The 22,732-nt window shown below is 74.8% G+C and carries 22 protein-coding genes and 1 pseudogene; 15 read left to right on the forward strand and 8 right to left on the reverse strand.

Features of this window, described 5'->3' with window-relative positions; genetic code table 11:
* The first annotated feature begins 113 nt into the window (after positions 1 to 113).
* The 4 genes from HLB15_RS04760 (at position 114) to HLB15_RS04775 (ending at position 4,558) form a co-directional block, all read left to right on the forward strand.
* Positions 114 to 1,412 (forward strand): AI-2E family transporter, encoded by a 1,299-nt coding sequence (locus HLB15_RS04760; RefSeq protein ID WP_171104161.1) that lies wholly within the window; start codon positions 114 to 116, stop codon positions 1,410 to 1,412.
* A gap of 38 nt (positions 1,413 to 1,450) precedes the next feature.
* Positions 1,451 to 2,701, forward strand: coding sequence for a threonine ammonia-lyase (gene ilvA / locus HLB15_RS04765; protein WP_189087079.1), 1,251 nt, complete (start codon positions 1,451 to 1,453; stop codon positions 2,699 to 2,701).
* A 112-nt stretch (positions 2,702 to 2,813) separates the two neighbouring features.
* Positions 2,814 to 3,242, forward strand: coding sequence for a YciI family protein (locus HLB15_RS04770; RefSeq protein ID WP_171104163.1), 429 nt, complete (start codon positions 2,814 to 2,816; stop codon positions 3,240 to 3,242).
* Positions 3,239 to 4,558 (forward strand): RNA polymerase sigma factor, encoded by a 1,320-nt coding sequence (locus HLB15_RS04775; RefSeq protein ID WP_171104164.1) that lies wholly within the window; start codon positions 3,239 to 3,241, stop codon positions 4,556 to 4,558. Before HLB15_RS04770 ends, HLB15_RS04775 begins: the two co-directional genes overlap by 4 nt.
* Before the next feature lie 79 nt (positions 4,559 to 4,637).
* On the opposite strand, the gene greA is transcribed toward HLB15_RS04775, so the two are convergent.
* Together greA and HLB15_RS04785 are read right to left on the reverse strand one after the other, a co-directional pair.
* Positions 4,638 to 5,120 (reverse strand): transcription elongation factor GreA, encoded by a 483-nt coding sequence (gene greA / locus HLB15_RS04780; RefSeq protein WP_171104165.1) that lies wholly within the window; start codon positions 5,118 to 5,120, stop codon positions 4,638 to 4,640.
* A 204-nt stretch (positions 5,121 to 5,324) separates the two neighbouring features.
* Positions 5,325 to 5,849 (reverse strand): DUF4307 domain-containing protein, encoded by a 525-nt coding sequence (locus HLB15_RS04785; RefSeq protein WP_171104166.1) that lies wholly within the window; start codon positions 5,847 to 5,849, stop codon positions 5,325 to 5,327.
* Between the two features lie 175 nt (positions 5,850 to 6,024).
* Here HLB15_RS04785 and mca point away from each other — a divergent pair, with 175 nt between their 5' ends.
* The 4 genes from mca (at position 6,025) to HLB15_RS04805 (ending at position 9,391) form a co-directional block, all read left to right on the forward strand.
* The gene (mca, locus tag HLB15_RS04790; RefSeq protein WP_171104183.1) at positions 6,025 to 6,912 is read left to right on the forward strand and encodes a mycothiol conjugate amidase Mca; all 888 of its coding nucleotides are present in this window, start codon (positions 6,025 to 6,027) and stop codon (positions 6,910 to 6,912) included.
* The gene (locus HLB15_RS23970) at positions 6,909 to 7,379 is read left to right on the forward strand and encodes a hypothetical protein (protein ID WP_171104167.1); all 471 of its coding nucleotides are present in this window, start codon (positions 6,909 to 6,911) and stop codon (positions 7,377 to 7,379) included. Before mca ends, HLB15_RS23970 begins: the two co-directional genes overlap by 4 nt.
* The gene (locus HLB15_RS04800) at positions 7,372 to 8,202 is read left to right on the forward strand and encodes a carbon-nitrogen hydrolase family protein (protein ID WP_229785552.1); all 831 of its coding nucleotides are present in this window, start codon (positions 7,372 to 7,374) and stop codon (positions 8,200 to 8,202) included. Before HLB15_RS23970 ends, HLB15_RS04800 begins: the two co-directional genes overlap by 8 nt.
* Positions 8,203 to 8,299: 97 nt before the next feature.
* Entirely contained in the window at positions 8,300 to 9,391 is a 1,092-nt protein-coding gene (locus HLB15_RS04805) for a nucleoside hydrolase (RefSeq protein WP_171104169.1), read from the forward strand.
* A 30-nt stretch (positions 9,392 to 9,421) separates the two neighbouring features.
* Here HLB15_RS04805 and trhA read toward each other — a convergent pair whose 3' ends face one another.
* Complete coding sequence (trhA, locus tag HLB15_RS04810; RefSeq protein WP_171104170.1) at positions 9,422 to 10,180, reverse strand: PAQR family membrane homeostasis protein TrhA; 759 nt, start codon at positions 10,178 to 10,180, stop codon at positions 9,422 to 9,424.
* Positions 10,181 to 10,479: 299 nt separating this feature from the next.
* On the opposite strand from trhA, the gene HLB15_RS04815 reads away from it, so the two are divergent.
* The gene (locus HLB15_RS04815) at positions 10,480 to 11,241 is read left to right on the forward strand and encodes an isoprenyl transferase (RefSeq protein WP_171104171.1); all 762 of its coding nucleotides are present in this window, start codon (positions 10,480 to 10,482) and stop codon (positions 11,239 to 11,241) included.
* A 125-nt stretch (positions 11,242 to 11,366) separates the two neighbouring features.
* Positions 11,367 to 11,834, forward strand: coding sequence for a MarR family winged helix-turn-helix transcriptional regulator (locus HLB15_RS04820; protein ID WP_171104184.1), 468 nt, complete (start codon positions 11,367 to 11,369; stop codon positions 11,832 to 11,834).
* A 33-nt stretch (positions 11,835 to 11,867) separates the two neighbouring features.
* Here HLB15_RS04820 and HLB15_RS04825 read toward each other — a convergent pair whose 3' ends face one another.
* Positions 11,868 to 12,788 carry a LysR substrate-binding domain-containing protein gene (locus HLB15_RS04825; RefSeq protein WP_212759511.1) on the reverse strand — a complete coding sequence of 307 codons (921 nt, stop codon included), beginning with the start codon at positions 12,786 to 12,788 and terminating at the stop codon, positions 11,868 to 11,870.
* Between the two features lie 65 nt (positions 12,789 to 12,853).
* Here HLB15_RS04825 and ald point away from each other — a divergent pair, with 65 nt between their 5' ends.
* Positions 12,854 to 13,972, forward strand: coding sequence for an alanine dehydrogenase (ald, locus tag HLB15_RS04830; protein ID WP_171104172.1), 1,119 nt, complete (start codon positions 12,854 to 12,856; stop codon positions 13,970 to 13,972).
* Between the two features lie 27 nt (positions 13,973 to 13,999).
* Positions 14,000 to 15,151, forward strand: coding sequence for a glycerate kinase (locus tag HLB15_RS04835; protein ID WP_171104173.1), 1,152 nt, complete (start codon positions 14,000 to 14,002; stop codon positions 15,149 to 15,151).
* Positions 15,152 to 15,360: 209 nt separating this feature from the next.
* Here the strand turns inward: HLB15_RS04835 and HLB15_RS24960 are convergent.
* A pseudogene (locus HLB15_RS24960) lies at positions 15,361 to 16,479 on the reverse strand (MFS transporter); the annotation flags it as partial.
* A 21-nt stretch (positions 16,480 to 16,500) separates the two neighbouring features.
* Here HLB15_RS24960 and HLB15_RS04845 point away from each other — a divergent pair.
* The 3 genes from HLB15_RS04845 (at position 16,501) to hemQ (ending at position 19,404) form a co-directional block, all read left to right on the forward strand.
* A complete protein-coding gene (locus HLB15_RS04845) occupies positions 16,501 to 17,382 on the forward strand; it encodes a LysR family transcriptional regulator (protein WP_171104174.1) in 882 nt (293 codons plus the stop codon).
* A 79-nt stretch (positions 17,383 to 17,461) separates the two neighbouring features.
* Positions 17,462 to 18,616, forward strand: coding sequence for a ferrochelatase (locus tag HLB15_RS04850; protein WP_171104175.1), 1,155 nt, complete (start codon positions 17,462 to 17,464; stop codon positions 18,614 to 18,616).
* A gap of 38 nt (positions 18,617 to 18,654) precedes the next feature.
* A complete protein-coding gene (gene hemQ / locus HLB15_RS04855) occupies positions 18,655 to 19,404 on the forward strand; it encodes a hydrogen peroxide-dependent heme synthase (protein WP_171104176.1) in 750 nt (249 codons plus the stop codon).
* A 125-nt stretch (positions 19,405 to 19,529) separates the two neighbouring features.
* Here the strand turns inward: hemQ and HLB15_RS04860 are convergent, their stop codons facing one another.
* The 3 genes from HLB15_RS04860 to HLB15_RS04870 form a co-directional block, all read right to left on the reverse strand.
* Positions 19,530 to 20,387 carry a putative protein N(5)-glutamine methyltransferase gene (locus HLB15_RS04860; RefSeq protein ID WP_171104177.1) on the reverse strand — a complete coding sequence of 286 codons (858 nt, stop codon included), beginning with the start codon at positions 20,385 to 20,387 and terminating at the stop codon, positions 19,530 to 19,532.
* Between the two features lie 97 nt (positions 20,388 to 20,484).
* Positions 20,485 to 21,789, reverse strand: coding sequence for a Glu/Leu/Phe/Val family dehydrogenase (locus HLB15_RS04865; protein ID WP_171104178.1), 1,305 nt, complete (start codon positions 21,787 to 21,789; stop codon positions 20,485 to 20,487).
* 239 nt (positions 21,790 to 22,028) lie between these two features.
* Positions 22,029 to 22,637, reverse strand: a complete 609-nt coding sequence (locus tag HLB15_RS04870) for a biotin transporter BioY (protein ID WP_171104179.1) — start codon at positions 22,635 to 22,637, stop codon at positions 22,029 to 22,031.
* Positions 22,638 to 22,732: the final 95 nt, after the last annotated feature.

A 22,732-nucleotide genomic window follows, 5' to 3' on the forward strand; every position in this document is an offset into this window, starting at 1 on the left:
ATCGTGAGGGCGCCGTGCACCTTCCGTGCGGCGCGTGCGCGAGCCGCCGGGCGCGAGGTGTGCTCACCTAGGGTGTTGGACCAGGGAGTTCGTCGCAGAGCAAGGAGACCAGCGTGACGTCGAGCCGGACCACCGCGCCGCCCACCGACGAGTCCGGGGCGGTTCCGCCCGCCATCCGGGCAGCGGCGTCCTGGTCGTGGCGCATGCTGCTCATCGGGGCGTTCGTCGCCGCGACGCTCTGGCTGCTCACCCTGCTCAAGACGATCGTCGTGCCCGTCGCGGTGGCGCTGCTGCTGACGATCATGCTCACGCCGGTGCGGCGCCTGCTCAACGAGCGGCTGCGCATCCCGCGCGGGCTGTCGGCGGGCCTCACGCTCATCGGGCTGATCGTGGTGGTGGCGGGGCTGGTGACCCTGGCCGGCCAGTCGATCGCCAACGGCTTCGCCGACCTGCGCACGCAGGCCGTCTCGGGCTTCAACGAGCTGTGGACGCAGCTCGCCGCGACGTTCGGGCTCGAGAACGAGCTGCAGACCTACAGCCAGGACATCCTCGACCAGCTCGAGTCGCAGCAGAGCGCCATCGTCAGCGGCGCCCTCGGCGCCGCGGCGACGGCGGGCAGCGTGCTCGTCGGGGCGCTCATCGCCCTCTTCTGCACCTTCTTCTTCCTGCACGACCCGCGCGGCATCTGGAGCTGGGTCGTCGGCCTGCTGCCCAAGTCCGCGCGCGAGCGTGTCAACCAGGCGGGCCGCCGCGGCGCCGTCACGCTCGCGGCCTACACCCGCACACAGATCCTCGTCGCGGCCGTCGACGGTCTCGGCATCGGCATCGGCGCGCTGTTCTTCGTCCCGTCCCTCGCGCTGCCGATCGCGATCCTCGTGTTCGTCGGGTCGTTCGTCCCCGTCGTCGGTGCCATCGTGACCGGCGCGATCGCCGTGATCGTCGTGCTCGTGTCGAACGGCTGGGTCGCGGCCCTCATCATGCTCGGCGTCGTGCTGCTGGTGCAGCAGATCGAGTCGCACGCGCTGCAGCCCTTCCTCATGGGCCAGGCCGTCTCGCTGCACCCCGTCGCCGTGATCCTCGCGGTGGCGGCGGGCTCGTACGCCGGCGGCATCGTCGGCGCGCTGTTCGCCGTGCCGGTCGCGGCCGTGCTCAACACGGTGATCCTCTACCTCAACGGGCACGACAAGTTCCCCGAGCTGGGCGACGAGGACGCGCTGCCGATCCGCTGGCGCGCGGCCGACGCGCCACCGATCCCGCTGCGGCTGCGCCGCAGCGCCGGCGCCGTCCCCACGGTGGACACGACGCCGGAGGACGCGACCCCGGACGAGGAGGCCGACGGGGCGCCGGTCGCCGGAGCGGGCGCCGGCGCCGCCGCTGACGCCGGGCCGGACGCGCCGGGCACGGCACGCTGAACGTGCATCCGGCGGCGTAGTCGGGCAGCATGCGCGCTGTGCCACTGGATCCGTTCGACCTGGAGTCCTACGGCGGCCACCTGACGGTGTCCGCCGCCGACGCCCGGGCCGCCGCCGAGCTGCTCGACGGCGTCATCACCCGTACCCCCGTCACCGAGAGCCGGGCGCTGGCGGCCGTCGCGGGGACGAAGGTGCTGCTCAAGTGCGAGAACCTGCAGCGCGCGGGCTCGTTCAAGGTGCGCGGCGCCTACGTGCGGCTCGCCCGGCTGACGCCCGCGGAGCGCGAGCGCGGCGTGGTCGCCGCCTCCGCCGGCAACCACGCCCAGGGCGTCGCGGTCGCCGCGGGCATGCTCGGCATCGACACCGTCGTCTACATGCCCGTCGACGCGGCCCTGCCCAAGGTCGCCGCCACACGCGGCTACGGGGCCGAGGTGCGCCTCGTGGGCGCGTCCGTCGACGAGGCGCTCGCCGCGGCGCGCGTCGAGGCGGCGCGGTCCGGCCGGGTGCTCATCCATCCCTTCGACCACGTCGACGTCGTCGCGGGGCAGGGCACCGTCGCCCTGGAGATCCTCGACCAGGTGCCGGACGTCGCGACCGTCGTGGTGCCGCTGGGCGGCGGCGGTCTCGTGGCGGGCATCGCCGCGGTGCTGGCCGAGGCCGCGCCGCACGTCAAGGTGGTCGGTGTGCAGGCGGACTCGGCCGCGGCCTATCCGGGCTCGCTGCAGGCGGGCAAGCCGGTCGCAGGGGACCTGGGCGCGACCATGGCGGACGGCATCGCGGTCGGCCTGCCGGGCGACGTGCCCTTCGGGATCGTGCAGAAGCAGGGTGTCGAGGTCCGCACCGTCACGGAGGACCAGCTCTCCCGGGCGCTGCTGGGCGTGCTGGAGCGTTCGAAGCTCCTGGTCGAGCCCGCCGGCGCCGCCGCCGTCGCGGCGATCATGGCGGCGGGCGAGGGAGCGTTCGAGGGGCCGGTCGTGGCCGTGCTGTCGGGTGGCAACATCGACCCGCTGGTGCTGCTGCGCGTGGTCCAGCACGGCCTGGTCGCAGCCGGGCGCTACCTCAAGCTGCAGGTGCGGCTGACCGACCGGCCGGGTGCCCTCGCCGGGCTGGTGGAGACGATCGCGGCAGCCGGCGCGAACATCGTCGCCGTCGACCACACGCGCACGGACGTGTCGCTCTCCGTCTCGGAGGTGTGGGTCAACCTGCAGCTCGAGACCAAGGGCGAGGAGCACAGGACCGCCGTCGTCGAGCGGCTGGTGTCCGAGGGTTACGAGGTCGCCGCCGTGTGAGCACCGGCGAGGGGTGTCGTGCCGGCGCCCGCCCGTTCGTCGTGAGGACGACGCGGCACCACGGCCGCGTCACGACGTCACCGGGGCACGTCCCCGCCGAAGGGAGCACACCATGCGTTACCTCATGCTCGTCCTGTCCACCCCCGACGCGCCCGCCGAACCGGAGGGCGTGCCCGCGATCGAGGACTGGGTGCGGGACACCTACGGCTCCGGCCGCGGCGTCCTGGGTGAGCGGCTGCGGCCGCCTGTCGACGCCGTCGGCGTGCAGGTCCGCGCGGGCGAGGTCGTGGTCACCGACGGCCCGTTCTCCGAGACCAAGGAGGTCGTCGCCGGGTTCGACGTGATCGAGGCCCCCGACCTCGACGAGGCGATCACGATCGCGGCGGCGCACCCGATGGCGTACGCGGGGGCGATCGAGCTGCGTCCGTTCTGGCCTCTGGGCCTCGGGGACGGTTCGCCCGAGGACGGCCCCGGCGCCGCGGACGAGGGCGCGGCCGGCGCGGCAGGTCAGGGCGCCGTCGGCGGTCCTGCGGGCGCGTGACCGACGTCGGGCAGGCCGTCGCGGAGGCGTTCCGTGACGAGTGGGGCCGGGTCCTCGCGGCGGTCGCCCGCAGCACGGGAGACCTCGACCTCGCCGAGGACTGCGCCCAGGAGGCGTTCGCCGTCGCGCTGCGCACGTGGCAGCGCGACGGCGTCCCCGAGCGTCCTGGCGCCTGGCTCACGACGACGGCGCGGCGCCGCGCGCTGGACCGGCTCCGGCGGCGCGCGGTCGAGACCGAGAAGGTGACGACGGCGGCGCGCCTGGCCGAGCCGCTCACGACCGCCTCCGCCGACCCGGTGCTCGAGGCGGTCGGCGCCGCCGACGACGCGGCGGGCTGGGCCGGCGCGGCCGACGACCCCGACGGAGACCTGCTGCGGCTGATCTTCACGTGCTGCCACCCGGCGCTGCCGCTCGAGGGCCGTGTCGCGCTGACCCTGCGCTCGCTCACCGGCATGACGACGGCGCAGGTCGCGCGTGCCTTCCTCGTTCCGGAGACGACGATGGCCCAGCGCCTGACGCGTGCCAAGCGCAAGATCCGCGCCGCCGGCATCGCCGTCCGTGTGCCGCCGCCGGACCTGCTGCACGAGCGCGTCTCCGCGGTCCTCGCGGTCCTGTACGTGCTGTTCACCGAGGGGTACGACGCCTGGGCCGAGCCCGACGGCACGCCGGACCGGCGGGCGCTGGCCGGCGACGCGGTGCGCGTCGCGCGGCTCGTCGCCCGCCTGCTGCCCGACGAGCCCGAGGCGCGTGGGCTCCTCGCGCTGCTGCTGCTCCAGCACGCACGGCGCGACGCCCGGCTCGGCCGCCCTGCCGGCGACGTGCCGCGCACGATCGAGGAGCAGGACCGGAGCCTGTGGCGGCACGACGAGATCTCCGAGGGCCTCACGGTGCTCGACGACGCCCTCGCGCGCCGTCGCCCCGGCCCGTACCAGGTGCAGGCCGCGATCGCGGCGCTCCACGCGCGGGCCCCGTCGCCCGAGGCGACCGACTGGGCGGAGATCGAGGCCCTCTACGACGTGCTGCTCGGCATGACGCGCTCGCCGGTCGTCGCCCTCAACCGCGCGGTCGCCGTCGGCATGGCGCGGGGCCCCGAGGCAGGCCTGCGCGTGCTCGACGACGTCGCAGCGGCCCCCGAGCTCGCGGCCTACCACCTGCTGCCCGCGGCGCGGGCGGACCTGCTGCGCCGGGCCGGGCGGACGGCGGAGGCCGTGGCGGAGTACCGGCGCGCGCTCGACCAGGTCGACCGCGAAGGGGACCGGCGCCTGCTCCGGTCCCGCCTGGCGGCGCTGCAGGAGGGCGAAGCACGCGAGGTCTGACGCCGGGTGCCACGACGACGACGGACCTGCCGGGCACAGGCGTGCCGGACAGGTCCGTCGGGGTGTCTTGGTCCGGGGCTCAGCCCGCGAAGGGCTTGGCCGCCGTGATCTCCACGGAGATCTCGCGCCCGTTCGGCGCGGTGTAGCTCGTCGTGTCGCCGACGGACTTGCCGTCGATCGCGGCACCGAGCGGCGACGTCGGCGAGTAGACGTCGAGGTCGGTGGACCCGGCCATCTCGCGCGAGCCGAACAGGAACGTCATCTCGTCGCCCGCGACCAGCGCCGTCACGACCATGCCCGGCTCCACCTTGCCGTCGTCCGCCGGGGTGCCGACCTGCACGTGCCGGAGCTTCTCCGTGAGCTCCAGGATGCGTGCCTCGTTCTTGGCCTGCTCCTCGCGCGCGGCGTGGTAGCCGCCGTTCTCCTTGAGATCGCCCTCGTCGCGGGCAGCGGCGATGCGCTCGGTGATCTCCGCCCGGTACGGGCCGGAGAGATGCTCCAGCTCCGCCTTGAGCTTGTCGTGCGCCTCCTGGGTGAGCCAGGTGACAGAGGCTTCGGCCACGGGGGCTCTCCTTTCGTCGTTGCTCGGGTCGAGCGACAGTCCACGGCAGCGCGCAGGTCCCGGCCGACGGGCGGAACGGGCACGCGCGTCAGCCGGTCAACACAGCGTGTGAAACGACAAGAATACCAATTTCCGGGAAACCTTTGCCGACGCCCCCGACCTTTCCGCTCTCAGCGGACGGTGGGGCGGCCCGGGCCGCGGGCGTCAGGCCACCCGGCAGTGGTCGACCACGCCGGTCGTCGCGAGCTCGGTCGTCGCGACGGTCGCCGTGTGCCGGGTGGTCCGCTCCTCCTGCGGGCCGACCTCCACGTCGAGCGCCCCGACCTCGGCGAAGCTCCTGTTCAGCGCGGTGATCGTGCACACGGCCCCCGTGCCGGGCGGCATGCTCACGTCGAACGTCACCTCGACCTCCTCGGGGCTGGTCACGGAGAAGCCCACGTCGGTGAACGACACCGGGTCGCGCTGCGTGTCGACGATCGTGAACCACGCGGCGACGGCGACGGCGGCCGCCAGCGCGACCCACACGGTGATGCGCGCGCCGACGGTCAGCCGGGGCCGCGGGCCGATGCCGTCGCTCTCGTCCCAGGGGTCCTCGTCCTGGTCAGGGCGGGGGCCGGGGGTGCGGCCGGAGCCGGCCGCCGTGCGCGCCGGGGTGCGGGACCGGCCGTAGCGGTCCGCGAGGTCGGGCGCGGGGGAGCCGGTCGGGGTGTCGGTCTCGGGGTCGGTCATCACGGCTCGCTCGGGTCAGGGGGCTCGGGGTGTCGGTGGTTCGTAGCAAGATTGTCCGTGGACCATCATGGTCCATGGGTCGAGTGTCCCAGAGCGAGTGGCCCAGCACGCATCCCGCAGACGCATCTCACAGGAGGACCCCGTGTCCGTACCCGAGCGCGAGCCGCTCCGACTCATGGCGGTGCACGCGCACCCGGACGACGAGTCGAGCAAGGGCGCCGCCACGACCGCCCGCTACGCCGCGGAGGGGGTGGAGGTCCTCGTCGTGACGTGCACGGGCGGTGAGCGTGGCGACATCCTGAACAGCTCGTTCGTGGTGCCGGACGGCCACGAGTTCGAGACGATCGAGGGCCGCCGTGCGGTGCGTGAGCTCGAGATGGCGCGCGCCGCCGAGGCGCTCGGCGTCCGGCACCGGTGGCTCGGCTTCGTGGACTCCGGCCTGCCGGAGGGCGACCCGCTGCCGCCGCTGCCCGAGGGCAGCTTCGGCCTCGTGCCGCTCGAGGAGGCCGCTGCGCCGCTGGTCCAGGCCGTGCGCGAGTTCCGGCCCCACGTCATCACGACGTACGACCCGTCGGGCGGGTACCCGCACCCGGACCACATCAAGTGCCACGAGGTGTCGTTCGAGGCGTTCCACGCGGCCGGCGACCCCGAGCGCTACCCGGGGACGGGCGCGCCCTGGCAGCCGCTCAAGCTGTACTACAACCACGGGTTCTCGATGCGGCGCATCCGCGCCGTGCACGAGGCGATGGAGGGCGCAGGGCTCGAGTCGCCGTTCGGGGACTGGGTCGCGTCCCGCGACGCCCGCGAGATCCCCGAGCGCGAGCTCACGACGCTCGTGCCGGTCGCGGACTACTTCGCGCAGCGCGACGCCGCCCTCGCGGCCCACGCCTCGCAGATCGACCCCCACGGGTTCTTCTTCGCCGTGCCGCGCGACCTCGAGGCCGACGTCTGGCCCTGGGACGAGTACGAGCTCGCCGAGTCGCGCGTGCCGCTGCCCGAGCGCGCGCCGGGCACCTACGAGGAGGACCTGTTCGAGGGCGTCCGGTCGGAGGTGCCCGCATGAGCCGCCTCGCCGCCGCCGCGCTGTCGTTCGCGACGGAGCCGTCGCCCGCGCCCACCGAGATCGAGCTGCGCCCCGGCCTCGAGGAGTGGCAGGTCTCGCCGGGCCTCGTGGGCTTCCTCGTGACGTTCGCCCTGGCCGTCGCCTGCGTGCTCCTGTTCCTCAACATGAGCAGGCACCTGCGGCAGGCGCGCCACAACGCGGAGCGGGCCGGTCTGCCCGTGCCGAAGCAGGAGGTCATCGGCGTCCGTCGGGACGGGACGGTCGGGTCGGTGCCTGCCGTCGGGGCCGAGGGTCCGGCCCGGACCCAGCGTCCGGACCGTGACGAGGACGGCTCCGCCGGGCCGGAGCCCGAGCCGTCGGCCTCCCCGTCCGGCGGCGACACCACCGGCGGCAGCCCGTCGGGCGGTTCGTCCGGCGGCTCCGACGGAGGCTCGTCCGACACCGGCGGCGGCGGTGGCGGTGACTGACGGCCCCGCGCCGGTCCGCGTCACGGTCGCGCAGGTCGTCGTCGCGCAGGACCGTGAGGTCAACCGGCGCACCGCGCGCGACGCGCTCGACGAGGCGTCGCGCGCGAGGGCCGACCTGCTGGTGCTCCCCGAGTACGCGTCGGGATACGACCCGCGCGGCGTCGGGCCCGCGCACGCGGAGCCGCTCGACGGCCCGTACGTGACGCTCCTGCGCGAGAGCGCGGGCAGCACGGGGATCGCCGTGATCGCGGGCGTCACGCTCCCGGGCTCCGCCGCGGCCGGGCCTCCCGCCCGCGCCGTCAACGCCCTCGTCGCGGTCGACGCGGCGGGCGAGCTCGCCGGCGTCTACCGCAAGGTGCACCTCTACGACGCGTTCGGCTACCGGGAGTCGGACCACCTCGAGCCCGGCCCGCCCGACGCCGAGCCCGTCACGCTCCGGGTCGGTGACCTCACCTTCGGCGTGCTGACCTGCTACGACCTGCGCTTCCCCGAGGCGTCCCGGCGGGTGGTCGACGCCGGTGCCGACGTGCTCGTCTACCCGGCGGCGTGGGTCGCCGGGCCGCTCAAGGCGGACCACTGGCGCACCCTGCTGCTGGCCCGGGCCATCGAGAACACGGCCGCGGTGGTCGGTGTGGGCATGACCGGGCCGGGCGTCACGGGCCGGTCGCTCGTCGCCGGGCCCGACGGCGTCGTCGCGCTCGAGCTCGGCGAGGAGGAGACGTACCGCACGGCGGACCTCGACCCCGCGCGGGTCGCGGAGGTGCGCCGTGCCAACCCGTCGCTCGCCAACCGCCGCTACGCCGTGACCCCGGCGCGGGGCTGAGCCGACCGGTGCGCACCTTCGGGCAGGGGCGAAGGTCGTGGGCACGTGCGTGGCGACCGGCCAGGATGGCTCCGTCCGGAGACGGAGGGGGCAGGTCATGGTCACGGCTCGCCGGCGCACCTCGGGCGTGCGCGCACTGGCGTCAGGGGCACTCGCTCTCGGGTTGGCGGGAGCTGCCCTGACACCGGCCGCGGCGGCGGAGCGCGACGCGGAGGCCGCGCGTCCCGGCGGCCCCGTCCCCGTGGTCTACGACTCCGACCTGGACTTCGACGACGCCGCCACGCTGCTGTACCTCTGCCAGGCGGACAAGCGCGGGCTCATCGACCTGCGCGCCGTGACCGTCGTGAACAACGGGGTGGGCACGCCCGGGCGCTCGCTCACGCACGCCCGCACGATCCTGGCCCACTGCGGGCTGCCGCACGTGCCGGTCGCGGACGGCTCCGAGCAGTGGGTCAACGAGCCGCCGCCCGAGGCCCGGGTGCTGTTCGAGCAGGTGCTGAGCAGCGCCCTCGGTGACGGCGACGTGCCCGACCGGCCCGGCCAGGTGCCGGCCGCCCGCCTCATCGCGGACACGGTCCGTGCGTCGCACCGGCCGGTGACCCTGCTGGCCACGGGCCCGCTGAGCAACGTGGCGGCCGCGCTCGACCGGATGAGCCCCCGCACCGTCGACCGGCGCCTGGGCCGGGTGGTCGTCATGGGCGGGGCGTTCGACGTCGGCGTCAACCTGTTCGGCTCGACCACCGAGGGGTTCGACAACACCCAGGAGGTCAACATGTGGATCGACCCGGGCGCCGCCGACCGGGTCCTCGCGCGCGTGCCGGGTGCGCGCGTGCACGTCGTCTCGCTCGACGCCACGAACCACGCCCCGATCACGCCCGCCTACGTCGAGCGGCTCGGGGCGCGGGCCACCACGTACGAGGCGCGCACGGTGCACGCCATCGTGACGCAGCCAGGCCTGCCCGAGCTCATCGATCTCGGGATCATGTACTGGTGGGACACGCTGGCCGCGGTCTCGCTCGTCACCGGCGAGGGCGTGGGGTACCGGGTGCGTCCGGTCGACGTCGTCCTGGACGGACCGTCCGCGGGCCGCACCGTGGCGGCGCCCGGCGGCACGCCGCAGCACGCGAGCACCACCGCCGACGGGGCGCTCTTCGAGGACCTGTTCCTCGCCGGTCTGAACGGCGGCTGAGCGGCACCGGGACCGCTCAACCCGGCCCGTTCAGATCGCCAGGTTCGCCAGGTAGATCGCGACGACGTGGCACGCGAAGCCGAGCACCGTGAAGACGTGGAAGATCTCGTGGAAGCCGAACCAGAGCGGGCTGGGATCGGGCTTCTTGGTGCCGTAGACGATCGCGCCGAGCGTGTAGGCAATGCCGCCGCCGATGATCAGCCACACGACCGCGGGGCCCCCCGTGGCCCAGAACTGGCCCATGTACGCCACGGCCACCCAGCCGAGGGCGAGATAGACGGGCACGTAGACCCAGCGGGGCGCGTTGAGCCAGAAGACACGGGCGAGGAGCCCGACGAGCGCGCCGCTCCAGACGATGGTGAGCAGCACGGTCGACCGGTCGGGCGGCAGGAGCAGCACGGCCAGGGGCGTGTACGTGCCCGCGATGATGAGGAAGATGTTGGTGTGGTCGAGGCGCCGGAGCACGGCGTCGGTGCGCGGCGACCAGTTGCCGCGGTGGTAGACCGCGGAGACGCCGAAGAGCAGGCAGGCGCTCAGCGCGAACACCGACGCGGAGATCTTGCCCTCGAGCGTCGGGGCGAGCGCGATGAGCACGATGCCGGCGGCCACCGCGAACGGGAACGTGCCCGCGTGGATCCAGCCGCGCAGCCGGGGCTTGATCTTCCGCTCGACCTTCTCGACCGTGGCCGAGACGGAGGCGCGCACGCCGTCCAGGGCACCTGAGGCCTGGTCCGTGACCTCGTCGCGGTGTCCGGACGAGCGGTCCGGTCCGTCTGCAGCAGCTACCACGTAGCCTCCTTCGTCCTCGGCAACCGGCGTCCCCCGGCACGGGGAACTGTACCTACGGTTGCGTAACCTACTCCAGCGTAGGTTAAGGGTCGTCACGCCGGAGAAGGGCCTTGTGAAGATCCTGCGCCGGGTTGGCGCGAGTCGCCCGTCGGCGCGGTTCCCGGGCCCTGCGCGCGCCGGGACGCGGCCCGGCGAGGGGTACCTTTGTGCACGTCCCGCCGGGTGTCACCCACCCCGGCCAGTGCTGCCGTGCGGACCGCGTCTCGTGGCGCCCGCGGCCCGACCGACCTGAGGTATCCGTGCGCCTGCCCAGCCCGCTGTACCGCCTCTACGAGCGACGCCTCGCCACATCCCTGCAGGGCGCGACCCTGCCCCGGCACATCGGCGTCATGCTGGACGGGAACCGCCGGTGGGCGCGCTCGTTCGGCGAGACGGCGGCGACCGGCCACCGGCGCGGTGCCGACAAGATCGGCGAGTTCCTCGGCTGGGCGGAGTCGCTGGGCATCGAGGTCGTCACCCTGTGGATGCTGTCGACGGACAACCTCGGCCGGTCGGCCGACGAGCTGAGCAACCTGCTGGACATCATCGAGGACGCGGTCACCGACCTCGCCGGCTCGGGGCGCTGGCGCCTGCGCGTCATCGGCCGGCTCGACCTGCTGCCCGCGCGCCTGGCCTCGGCGCTGCGCGCCGCCGCCGAGCGGACGGCCGGCGTCAGCGGGCTCCAGGTCAACGTGGCCATCGGCTACGGCGGCCGCACCGAGATCGCCGACGCCGTCCGCTCGTACCTCACGGAGCGCGCCAAGGACGGGGCCACCCTGGCCGAGCTCGCCGAGTCCATCGACGTCGAGCACATCGCCGAGCACCTGTACACGAAAGGCCAGCCCGACCCCGAGCTCGTGATCCGCACGTCCGGTGAGCAGCGCATCGGCGGCTTCCTGATGTGGCAGAGCCAGCACAGCGAGTTCTACTTCTGTGAGGCGTACTGGCCCGCGTTCCGCCGCGTCGACTTCCTGCGCGCGCTGCGCGACTTCTCGCTGCGCGAGCGTCGCCTCGGCCGCTGACGCCGGGGTCCGCGCCGGGGTCGCCGAGTCGCGCTTCGTATGGTGAAATTCGCCACCACTCGCCCAAGTGGGTAAGTGAAAGTCCCCTCGGGTAGCGTGCCGTGAATGAGACGGAGTACGCGCTGATGACCGAGCGACGTGAGCCGTCGGCGCGAGAGGCGGCCGAGGCGTGGGAGTCGCTGTTCCGGGCGCAGGTGACGGTGATGCGCCGCCTGCTGGCGGACGACATCTGGGGCGACCTGAGCATGCGGGAGTACGACGTGCTGTTCACGCTCGCGCTCGCACCGGGCGAGACGCTGCGGCTGCGCGAGCTCAACGAGAACATCCTCATGGCGCAGTCGTCGCTGTCCCGCATGGTCGAGCGCCTGGAGAAGCGCGGCCTGGTGCGCAGGCACCCCGCGCCCGAGGACGGCCGCGGCGTGCTGGTCAGCCTCACCGAGGAGGGGTCCGAGACCCAGAAGGAGCTCGGCCGCCGGCACGTGCGCTCGATCGCGCACTACGTGACGCCGGCGATGGACGCCGCGGAGCTGTCCCGCCTGCGCGAGCTGACCGAGCGCCTGCGCACGGCCCAGTCCGACATCGACGACTTCTGACCCCGGCGCGCCCGCCCCCGCGCGCAGCCGCCCTCAGGACGCCCGCGCGGCGCGCTGCAGCGCCTCCGTCACGACGCGGGCGGCGGCGCGGTCGAGCGTCGTGCGGCGCGCCACGAGGTGGATGTCGCGGCGGGGCGGGTCCACGAGGTCGAACGTGTGCACCGCGTAGCGGTCGTGCACGGCCAGCAGCGGCAGCAGCGTCACCGACAGGCCCGCCTCGACGTGGCTCAGGAGCGTGCCGTGGCTGCTGAACCGCGCCACGGTGGCGGGCGTGAACCCGGCACGCCGGCACAGGCGCTCGGCCAGGTCCGCCAGGTGCGCTCCCGGGTGCTCGAACGCCCAGGGTTCGTCGGCGAGGGAGGCGAGGTCGACCCGGCCGGACCGCTCGCTCGGCGTCGTGTCGCGCGCCGTCACGAGCACCACGCGGTCACCCGTGAGCGGGAGGCGCGCGAGGTCGGCCTCGGGCGGAACGGGGGCGTCGGGGAAGTCCGCGCAGACCGCGACGTCGACCTCCCCTCGCTGGACGGCAGCCCGGCTGACCAGGGGTTCCGCCTCCGTGAGCTCGACGGCCACGCGCGGGTGGGCCGCGGCGAGGTCGGCGACGGCCGGGACGACGATGCCGTGGAACGCGCTGGTGAACGCCGCGACCCGGACGACGCCGGCGGCCTCGGAGTAGAGCCCCGCCAGGTCGGCCTCCGCCGTCGCGATGCGGTCGAGGATGTCGGCCGCGTGGTGCGCGAGCGTGACGCCGGCGGGTGTGAGACGGATGCGCCGTCCGGCGCGCTCGAAGAGCTGCGCCTTCGACTCGGCCTCGAGCGTGGCGAGCTGCTGGGACACGCTCGACGGGCTGAGGTGGGTCGCCTCGGCCACGGCGCGCACGGTGCCGAGCAGGTGGAGCTGGTGGAGCAGGCGCAGGCGCCAGGGGTTGAGCATGACCGCATTCTTGTGCAGCACAGCCGAACATTCTATTCAGGAATGTGTTCTCGACCCGCACACGGGTGGGTGTCTACCGTCGGCCCATGAACATTGGAGTTCCGAGCGAGATCAAGAACAACGAGAACCGGGTCGCTGTCACCCCGGCAGGTGCGCACGAGCTCGTCCGTCGCGGCCACGAGGTGCTGGTCCAGGCCGGCGCCGGCCTCGGCTCCGGCTTCGCCGACGACGACTACCGGCTCGCGGGTGCGCGCATCCTGGCCGACGCCGCCGAGGTGTGGGGCGCCGCCGAGCTGCTCGTCAAGGTCAAGGAGCCGATCGAGGCCGAGCTCGGTCTCATGCGCCCCGACCTCACCGTCTTCACCTACCTCCACCTCGCGGCGTCCGGTCCCTGCGCCGACGCGCTGCTCGCCGCCGGGACCACGGCGATCGCCTACGAGACCGTGCAGCTCGCCGACGGCTCGCTCCCGCTGCTGAGCCCGATGAGCGAGGTTGCCGGGCGGCTCTCCGCCCAGGTCGGTGCCTACCACCTCCTGCGGCCGCACGGCGGGACCGGTGTGCTCATGGGCGGCGTGCCCGGGACGCCCAAGGCCAAGGTCGTGGTGATCGGCGGCGGCGTGGCCGGCGAGCACGCGGCGGCCAACGCGCTCGGCACCGGTGCCGACGTCACGGTGCTCGACGTCTCCCTGCCCGCGCTGCGCCGGATCGAGGCGCGGTTCGGCGGCGCCGTCGCCACGCGCGCGTCGACGACGTACGAGGTCGCCGAGCAGGTCGAGACCGCGGACCTGGTGATCGGGTCCGTCCTCGTGCCGGGTGCGGCGGCGCCGCGCCTCGTCACCGACGCGATGGTCAAGGCCATGCGGCCCGGCGCCGTGCTGGTCGACATCGCCGTCGACCAGGGCGGCTGCTTCGAGCACACGCGGCCCACCACGCACGACGCCCCCACCTTCCCCGTGCACGAGACCCTCTACTACTGCGTCGCCAACATGCCCGGTGCCGTGCCCGCGACGTCGACCCGGGCGCTGACCAACGTCACGCTGCCGTACGTCGCGGCGCTCGCCACGAAGGGGTGGCGCACGGCGCTGCAGGACGACGCCGCGCTCGCCCGCGGCCTCAACACCCACGCGGGGCAGGTCACCAACGCGGGCGTGGCCGAGGCGCTGGGGCGCGTGCACGTCCCGGTGACCGAGATCCTGGCCGCCTGACCCGCCCGACCGCCTACGATCGGGCGCGTGGAGCCGCTTCGCGTCGTCGTCTGTCCCGACTCGTTCAAGGGGAGCCTGTCGGCCTCCGAGGTCGCGTCCGCCGTCGCCGAGGGCGTGCTGGACGTCGCGCCGGACGCCGTCGTCGCGCGCCTGCCCATGGCCGACGGCGGCGAGGGAACCCTCGACGCGCTCCTCGCGGTCTGGGGCGGGGAACCGGAGACGGTCGCGACGGTCGACGCGATCGGCCGCCCCGCGCAGGCCCGGTGGGTGGTGTCGCCGGACGGCCGCACCGCCGTCGTCGAGCTCGCGGAGGCCAGCGGGCTGCCACGGGTCGCGGACGTGCCGCTCCAGCCCTTGCACGCGAGCACGCGGGGGACGGGCGACGTCGCCCGGGCCGCGCTCGACGCGGGCGTCTCCGAGATCCTGCTGTGCCTCGGCGGGTCCGCGTCGACCGACGGCGGGGCGGGCATCCTGACCGGCCTGGGCGCCCGGCTCCTCGACGCCGAGGGCCGCGACGTGCCCGACGGCGGAGAGGGCCTCGCCGCGGTGGCGTCGCTCGACCTGGCCGGGCTGCACCCGCGGGCCCGCGAGGTGCGCTGGCGGCTGGCCGTCGACGTCACGAACCCGCTGGTCGGCGAGCTCGGGGCGGCGCAGGTCTTCGGTCCGCAGAAGGGCGCGCGCGACGGCGTCGCCGACTTCCTCGACGACGCCCTGCGGCACTGGGCGCACGTGCTCGAGGCCGAGACCGGGCGGGCCGTCGCCGAGCTCCCGGGCGCGGGTGCCGCCGGTGGTGTCCCCGCCGGCCTCGTCGCGGTGCTCGACGCCGAGACGACGCCGGGCGCCGAGCTCGTCGCCGAGGCCGTCGGCCTGCCCGCCGCCCTCGCCGACGCCGACCTCGTGATCACCGGCGAGGGCTCGTTCGACTCGCAGTCGGTCAACGGCAAGGTGGCCGACGGTGTGGCCCGGCTCGCGGCGGCGTCGCCCCGCCGGCCGCCGGTCGTCGTCGTGGCCGGTCAGGTGCTGCTGCCGGAGGCACAGGCCCGCGCGGCGGGGATCGCCGCGGCGTTCTCCATCGCGCCCGGACCCATCGAGCTCGACGACCTGGTGTCCCGCACCGGCACGCGCCTGCGCGACCTGGCGGCGGCGGTCACGAGCCTGACGGCGGCGTCGCGGGGCTGAGGGGTCCGCCCGGCCGGGCGTCCGCGGTGCGGCGGGTGCGGAGCCAGACGGCGGCGACCAGGGCCGCCACCACCTGCAGCGCGCCCGTGACCACCAGCACGGGGCCCGCGCCGAACGCACCGATGAGCCCCCCCGCCCACGAGCAGCCCGGCGGACGCGCCGCCGGCGTGCAGGACGTTCTCCGCGGTGAAGGCGGCTCGTCGGGCGGCCCCGGAGGTCCGGTCGATGACGAGGGCGTTGAGCGCGGCGATCCCGAACGGCATGGTGATGCCGCCGACCGCGGACACCAGGCCCACCGCGAGCAGGTCCGGCGCGGCGGCGGGCAGCGCGAGGTACGCCAGCCCGAACATGACCCACGAGGTCAGGATCGCCGGCATGCGCGGCACCCGGTGCACGACGGCGGGCGCCACGAGCGACCCGGTCACCGTCGCCACGCCGTAGCCCGCCATCCCCGCGGCGATCAGCTCGCCGGGCCGGCCGAGGTCCGCGCCCAGCAGCGCGAGCCCCAGCGCGAACGCGAACCACGTGACTCCGCCGACGGCGGCCAGCGCGAGCGCGGCGGCCAGGTCCGGGTTGGCCCGCAGGATCGGGCGGAGCGTCGGGCCGTGCGCGTCGTCGCCTCCGCGAACGGACCGCGGTCCGTTCGCGGAGGCCGCGGCACCACGCCGGGCCTCGGCGTCCGGCCCCGGACCGACCCCCGGCACCGTCAGCATCGCTCCCGCGGCCACCAGCACGGCGGCCGCCTCCCACCACAGCAGCGGCTCCGTGCCCCACACCACCAGCAGCCACGCCCCGAGCGGCGGCGCGAACACCATGGAGACGCGGTGCGCGAGGTCCTGCCAGGCCAGCGCCCTCGCCCCGGTGCCGGGCGCGTGGCCGGGCAGCTCGGCCAGGTCGGCGGTCAGGGCGCGCTGGGCGGGCGTGAGCAGCGCCGACGTCGCGCCGGTGACCAGGCCCGTCGCGCACAGCACGAGCGCACCGACGCCGACCGTGGCCGCGGCGACCGGTACGAGCACGAGGCCGAGCGCCTGCGCGACGAGCAGCGCGGCCAGGGCTCGCCCCGACGTGAGCAGCGGCCGCAGGCGTCTGCCCCACCAGCCGGAGGTGAGCAGGGGCAGGCCCGCGCAACCACCGACCAACCCGGTGGTCCAGGCGTCACCGGTCTGGTCGAGCGCGACCAGCGGCAGCGCGACGGCCGTGATGCGCTGGCCGGTCCAGGTGACGAAGGTCGTCCCGGTCAGCGTGACGAGGTGGGAGGGCAGGCGGGGGAGGGGCACGCTGCCATGGTCCGTCGCCGTGCGGGCCGCCGGTAGACGGCGGGGCGGCATGACGCCTCATAGGCTGTGCCTATGGCCTCATATCCCACGGTCGAGGACCTGCGGCTGGTCGACGCCGTCGCACGGCACGGCTCGCTCGGCGCCGCGGCCCGCGAGCTGCTCGTCAGCCAGCCCGCGGCCAGCCAACGGCTCGCCGCGCTCGAGCGCCGCGTCGGCGCCACGCTGTTCGAGCGGGACACCACCGGCGCCCGCCCCACCGCGGCGGGCAGGGAGTTCAGCGAGCAGGCCGCCCACGTGCTCGACCACCTGGGCGGCATCGTCGAGCGCACCCTGTCGGCCGCGCAGGCGCGCACGGTCTCGGTCGGCGCGTTCCCGAGCCTCGCGGGCACGCTCTTCGCGGCCCTGGACGTGCTGCTCGACGACGTGGTGGTGCAGCCCGTCATCGACCACGGCCCGCGGCTCATCGAGGGGGTCGAGCGCGGCACGCTCGAGGCGGCGTTCACGAGCATCGCGGGGCAGGTGCCGCTCGCACGCGGCCTCGTGGTCACCGAGGTCGGGCGGCACGACCTGGTCACCCTCCTGCCCGACGGCGCCCCGGAGCCCGCCACCGGCCGGCGGCCCTACGCCGGGCAGACCGTGGTGTACTGCCCGCTCGACCTCAGCGGCGACGTCCTGCACCGGCGGCTCACCGAGCTCGGGGCGCACGCCCGCCCCGGCGCCACGGCGGAGGCGGCGGTGCGCACCGGCCGGGAGCGGCGCTGCGCCGTCGTCGTGCCGGACATGGTGGCGCGCTGGTACGCGGCGCCAGGAGACCGGACGGTGCCCGCCCCGACCCGCGGCCGCATGACGCTGTCGATGGTCACGCGGAGCCCGGCGCCCGCCGTCCTGCTCGACGCGCTGCCGGGCCTGCGCGGACGCCTGCGGTCAGGGAACGGGCACGCGAGCACGATCTGACAGCCCGTCGCATCGATGTCACGTCCCGTTCGTCCCTCTCCCGGCGTGCCGGCGGGTCCGACGGTGGAAGGATGGTCGCATGTCCGCCACGATCCCCCAGTCCGCGGCGCAGGCCGCCGCGCCGTACGACGCCCTGCTCCTGTACTCCTTCGGCGGCCCGAACCGCCCCGAGGACGTGGTGCCCTTCCTCCGCAACGTCACGGCGGGCAAGGGCATCCCCGACGAGCGCCTCGAAGAGGTGGGCGAGCACTACTACGGCTTCGGCGGCAAGAGCCCGATCAACGAGCAGAACCTCGCCCTGAAGGCGGCGCTCGAGGCCGAGCTCGCCGCGCGCGGCATCGACCTGCCGGTGGTCTGGGGCAACCGCAACTGGGAGCCCTACACGAACGACGCCGTCGACGAGCTGGAGAAGATCGGCGCCAAGCGCGCCGTCGCGCTCGTGACCAGCGCGTTCTCCTCCTACTCCGGCTGCCGCCAGTACCGCGAGGACCTCGCCGTCACGCTGGAGAAGCGCGGTCAGCTCGGCGCCGACGGCTCCACGGGCGTCCAGTTCGACAAGATCCGCTCGTACTTCAACCACCCCGGCTTCGCCGAGGCGAACGTCGACGCCGTCGTCGACGCGTACACCGAGCTCGCGGCGGCAGGGGGCGACGGCGCGGCCGCTCGCCTCGTCTTCGTCACGCACTCGATCCCCGAGACCATGGAGGCGGCGTCGCGGATCTCCCACGCCACCTACTCCCAGCAGCACCTCGACCTGGCGCGCGTGGTGGCCGGCCGGGTCGCCGAGCGGCTCGGCCACGAGGTGCCCTGGGACCTCGCCTACTGCTCGCGCTCCGGCCCGCCCAGCCAGCCCTGGCTCGAGCCCGACGTCAACGACCACCTCGAGGCGCTCGCGGCCGACAGCGTGCGCGACGTCGTGCTGTCGCCGATCGGGTTCGTCTCCGACCACATGGAGGTCGCCTACGACCTCGACACCGAGGCGCTCGCCACCGCGAAGGACCTCGGTCTCACCGCGGTGCGCGCGGGCACCGTCGGCACGCGTGAGCCGTTCGTCCGCGGGCTCGTGGACCTGCTGCTCGAGCGCGCGGCGCTGGCCCGCGACGAGGACGTCGCCGAGGCGACGGTCGGCGAGCTGCCGCCGTTCCGCTCCGTGTGCGCCCCGAACTGCTGCCTGCGGCGCGACGGCGAGCCGAGCGGCGTCCCCGCGCTGTGCGGCACCGAGGTGTACGCCTGAGGTCTGCGTCCGAGCGGGCCACGACAGAGAGGTTGCAGATGAACGACCACCACGTGCACGGGGACACCGGGCACGAGATCGACACCACGGCGATCAACGAGGGCATCCGGTACACGATGTTCTCGGTCTTCTCCGTCACCGAGACGCTCCCGGCCGACGACGCCGAGCGCAAGGCCCTCGTGGCCGACGCCGAGGCAGCCGTCGGCGGCGGCTCCGACCCGGCGGCGTCGTCGGGGGACCTCGTGACCCGTGGCTGGTACGACGTCGGCGGCCTGCGCTCCGACGCCGACCTCATGCTGTGGACCCACGGCCCGTCGATCGAGTCGGTGCAGGGCGCCTACCAGCGACTGCGTGCCTCCGTGCTGGGCCGGTCGCTCGAGCCGGTGTGGTCGGTCGCCGCGCTGCACCGCCCCGCGGAGTTCAACCGCGGGCACGTGCCGGCGTTCCTGGCGGGCGAGGCGCCGCGTGACTACCTGTGCGTCTACCCGTTCGTCCGCTCGTACGACTGGTACCTCCTGCCCGACGACGAGCGCCGCACCATGCTGCGCGACCACGGCATGGCGGCGGCCGGCTACAAGGACGTGCGCGCCAACACCGTCTCGGCGTTCGCGCTCGGGGACTACGAGTGGGTCCTGGCCTTCGAGGCCGACGAGTTGCACCGCATCGTCGACCTCATGCGCGACCTGCGGGCCACCGAGGCGCGCAGGCACGTGCGCGAGGAGATCCCGTTCTTCACGGGCCCGCGCACGACGCTCGCCGACTGGTCGGACCGCCAGCCCCTGAGCTGACCCGCCGAGACGCCGAGGTAGTCACAGGGCGAGGTAGTCATGGGGCGAGGTAGTCACAGGGCGAGGTAGTCACACAGCGCGTGCGCTCCGTGACTACTTCGCCCCATGACTACCTCGCCCCATGACTACCTCGGCGGGGGCGGCGGGAGGGTGCCGGCCAGGGCCGTGGCGCCCAGGTCGTCGTCCTCGAGGACGACGGGCGTCAGGCCCGCGGCCCGCACGTGCGCGACGGCGGCGCTCACCTGGGACCCGCCCGTCTCGACGAGCAGGTGCCCGCCCGGGCGCAGCAGCGTCGAGGCCAGGTCGAACACGCGGCGCAGGATCGCCAGGCCGTCGTCCCCGCCGTCGAGGGCGGTGTGCGGCTCGTGGTCGCGGGCCTCGGGCGGCATGGTGGCGATGGCCTCGGTGGGCACGTAGGGCGCGTTGGCGACGACGACGTCGACCCGCCCCCACAGGCGCGCGGGCAACGGCTCGGCGAGGTCGCCGACGGAGGCCGACGCCGTGAGCCGGCCGTGTCGCGGGGCGCCGGCGCCGCCCTCGGAGGCCAGCGCCGCCAGGTTCTCCCGCGCGCAGGCCACGGCGGCGGGGTCGAGGTCGGCGGCGCGCAGCTCGACGTCGTGCCCCGCGGCCAGGAGCCGGGCCGCGACCGCGCCGCCGAGCGCGCCGCAGCCGCAGCAGAGGTCCACGAGGAGCACGGGGCCCGCGGTCGCCGCAGCCCGGCCGGCCAGGGCTCGCTCCGCCGCCTCCCGGACCAGCAGCTCCGACCGCTGCCGGGGCACGAACACCCCGGGCGCCACGGCCCAGCGCCTGCCGTCCAGCTCGGCCCAGCCCACGAGGTGCTCCAGCGGCAGCCCGGAGACCCGGCCGGCGGTCAGCTCCTCGAGGCGGTCGGCGTCGCCGTCGGCGGCCTCGGTGAGGATGCGCGCCTCGTCCTCGGCGAAGACGCACCCGGCGGCCCGCAGCCGCGCGACGAGTTCGGTCACCCGGGAAGCCTAGGTCACGCACGAGAACGACCTGGGGTACCGGTCGCGGGCGGAACGGGTACCCCAGGTCGTTCTCGAAGCGGACCTCGCGGACTCGTCAGGGGTAGAGGCCCCGGATCTGGTGGGCCTCGGCGACGCGCTTGACGCCGATCACCAGCGCGGCGTCGCGCAGGGACAGGTTCTCCCGGCGGGCCAGCGCCGAGACCTCGCCGTACGCCGTGGTCATCCGGTGCTCGAGCTTGTCGGCGATCTCCTGCTCGGTCCACCAGTAGGTCTGGTTGGCCTGGACCCACTCGAAGTACGAGACCACCACGCCGCCCGCGTTCGCGAGGACGTCGGGCACCACGGTGACGTCGTTCTTGGCGAGCAGCGCGTCGCCCGCGGCCGTCGTCGGGCCGTTGGCGCCCTCGACCACCCAGCGGGCCTTCACGTCGCCCGCCGTCGTCTCGTCGAGCACGCCCTCGATCGCGGCGGGCACGAGCACGTCGACGTCGAGCGCGAGCAGCTCCGTGTTGGACACGGGGTCGGCGCCGTCGAACCCGACCACCGAGCCCGTGCGCTGCACGTGCTCCATGAGGCGGGGCACGTCGAGGCCGCCGTCGGCCTTGATGCCGCCGTACTGGTCGCTGACGGCGACCACGCGGGCCCCGCGCTCGGCGAAGATCGCCGCGGCGTGCGAGCCCACCTTGCCGAAGCCCTGGACGGCCACGGACACGGCGTCGAGCGGCACGCCCGCCTCGGCGAGGGCGGCGCTCGTGACGTGCACGATGCCGGCCGACGTCGCGGTGCCGCGACCCAGCGACCCGCCGACGGCGAGCGGCTTGCCGGTCACGACGGCCGGGATGGTGTACCCGCGGTTGACCGAGTAGGTGTCCATCACCCAGGCCATGGTCTGGGCGTCGGTGCCCATGTCCGGGGCCATGATGTCGGTGTCCGGGCCGATCATCGGCATGATCTCCGACGTGTAGCGCCGGGTCACGCGCTCGAGCTCGGACTGCGAGTAGCCGCGGGGGTCGATCGCGACGCCGCCCTTGGCGCCGCCGTACGGCAGGTTCACCACCGCGCACTTCCAGGTCATCCACATGGCCAGCGCGCGCACCTCGTCGACGTCGACGGAGGGGTGGTAGCGCAGGCCGCCCTTGCCCGGGCCGAGGCTGACGTTGTGCTGCACGCGGAAGCCGTGGAACAGCACGGTCTCGCCGGTGTCGCGGCGCAGCGGCACCGCGACGTGGATCTCACGGCGGGGGGTCGCCAGCATGCGGTGCAGCCCCTCGTCGTAGCCGAGGATCTCGGCGGCGGTGGCGAGCTGCGCGTGCGCGGTGGCGAGCGCGGAACCCTCCTGGGGCGTGTCGGACGGGGCGAAGCTGGGTGCAGGGGGTACTGACGTCGTTGTCGTCGTCACGTGGGTCCTCCGGGGAGAACGGCGCCTGCCCGGTTGCGGGCAGGGGCGCGGGTTGCGCGGCGCGGGGTTTGCGCCTCGGCATCAACCGTATCGCTTCGATGCGGGTGATTGCCCGACGGCGGTGTGTGCGACCGGAGAACTTCCGGTGAGCGAGCGTGTCCGGCGTGCGGGTGGCGTCGGCACGGCCCGCGTGCGGGCCCCCGCGACCGGTGGTCGCGGAGGCCCGGGGCGTGGTGCGCTCAGTCCTTGTCCGCGCCGGTCAGCCGCCAGGCGCCAGGCAGCATGACGCCGGCGAGCACGGCCTTGATCGCGTCGCCGGCGAGGAAGACGACGGCACCCGCCATGAGGGCCTCGCCCGCACCCATGCCGGTGGTGACGGCGAGCCACGGCACGCCGACGGCGTAGATCGTGGCCGTGCCCGCCGCGAAGGCGAGGACCGTGCCGAGCACGCCGCGGTCGAGGCCCCGGCGGGCGAGCGCGCCCACGACGAGGCTCGCCAGGACGAACCCGACGATGTAGCCGCCCGAGGCGCCGAACACGACCTCGACGCCGGACGCACCGCCGGTGAAGACGGGCAGGCCGACCAGCCCGACGGTCAGGTACAGGGCCTGGGCGAGCGCGCCGCGCACCGGGCCGATCGCGGCGGCACCGAGCAGGACGGCGAAGGTCTGGCCGGTCACCGGCACCGGCAGGCCGGGGATCGGGACGCGGAGCTGGGCCGCCAGGGCGGTGAGCGCGGCGACGCCCACGACGAGCGCGACGTCGCGCGCGACGGTGCCGGGCAGGAGGTCGGCCAGCACGCGGCGCGGGTTGGAGCGCGGGACCAGAGGGAACGCGAGGGTCGTCATACCGTCGAGGCTAGGCGGCCGGGGGGCGCGGCGTCGTGGTCCCGCCCCGCCTGCGATGCCCCACGTTCGTTGTGGGGATCCGTCAACGAAACGTT

It is taken from the genome of Promicromonospora citrea (genome assembly GCF_013004695.1).
Classification (GTDB): Bacteria; Actinomycetota; Actinomycetes; order Actinomycetales; family Cellulomonadaceae; genus Promicromonospora; species Promicromonospora citrea.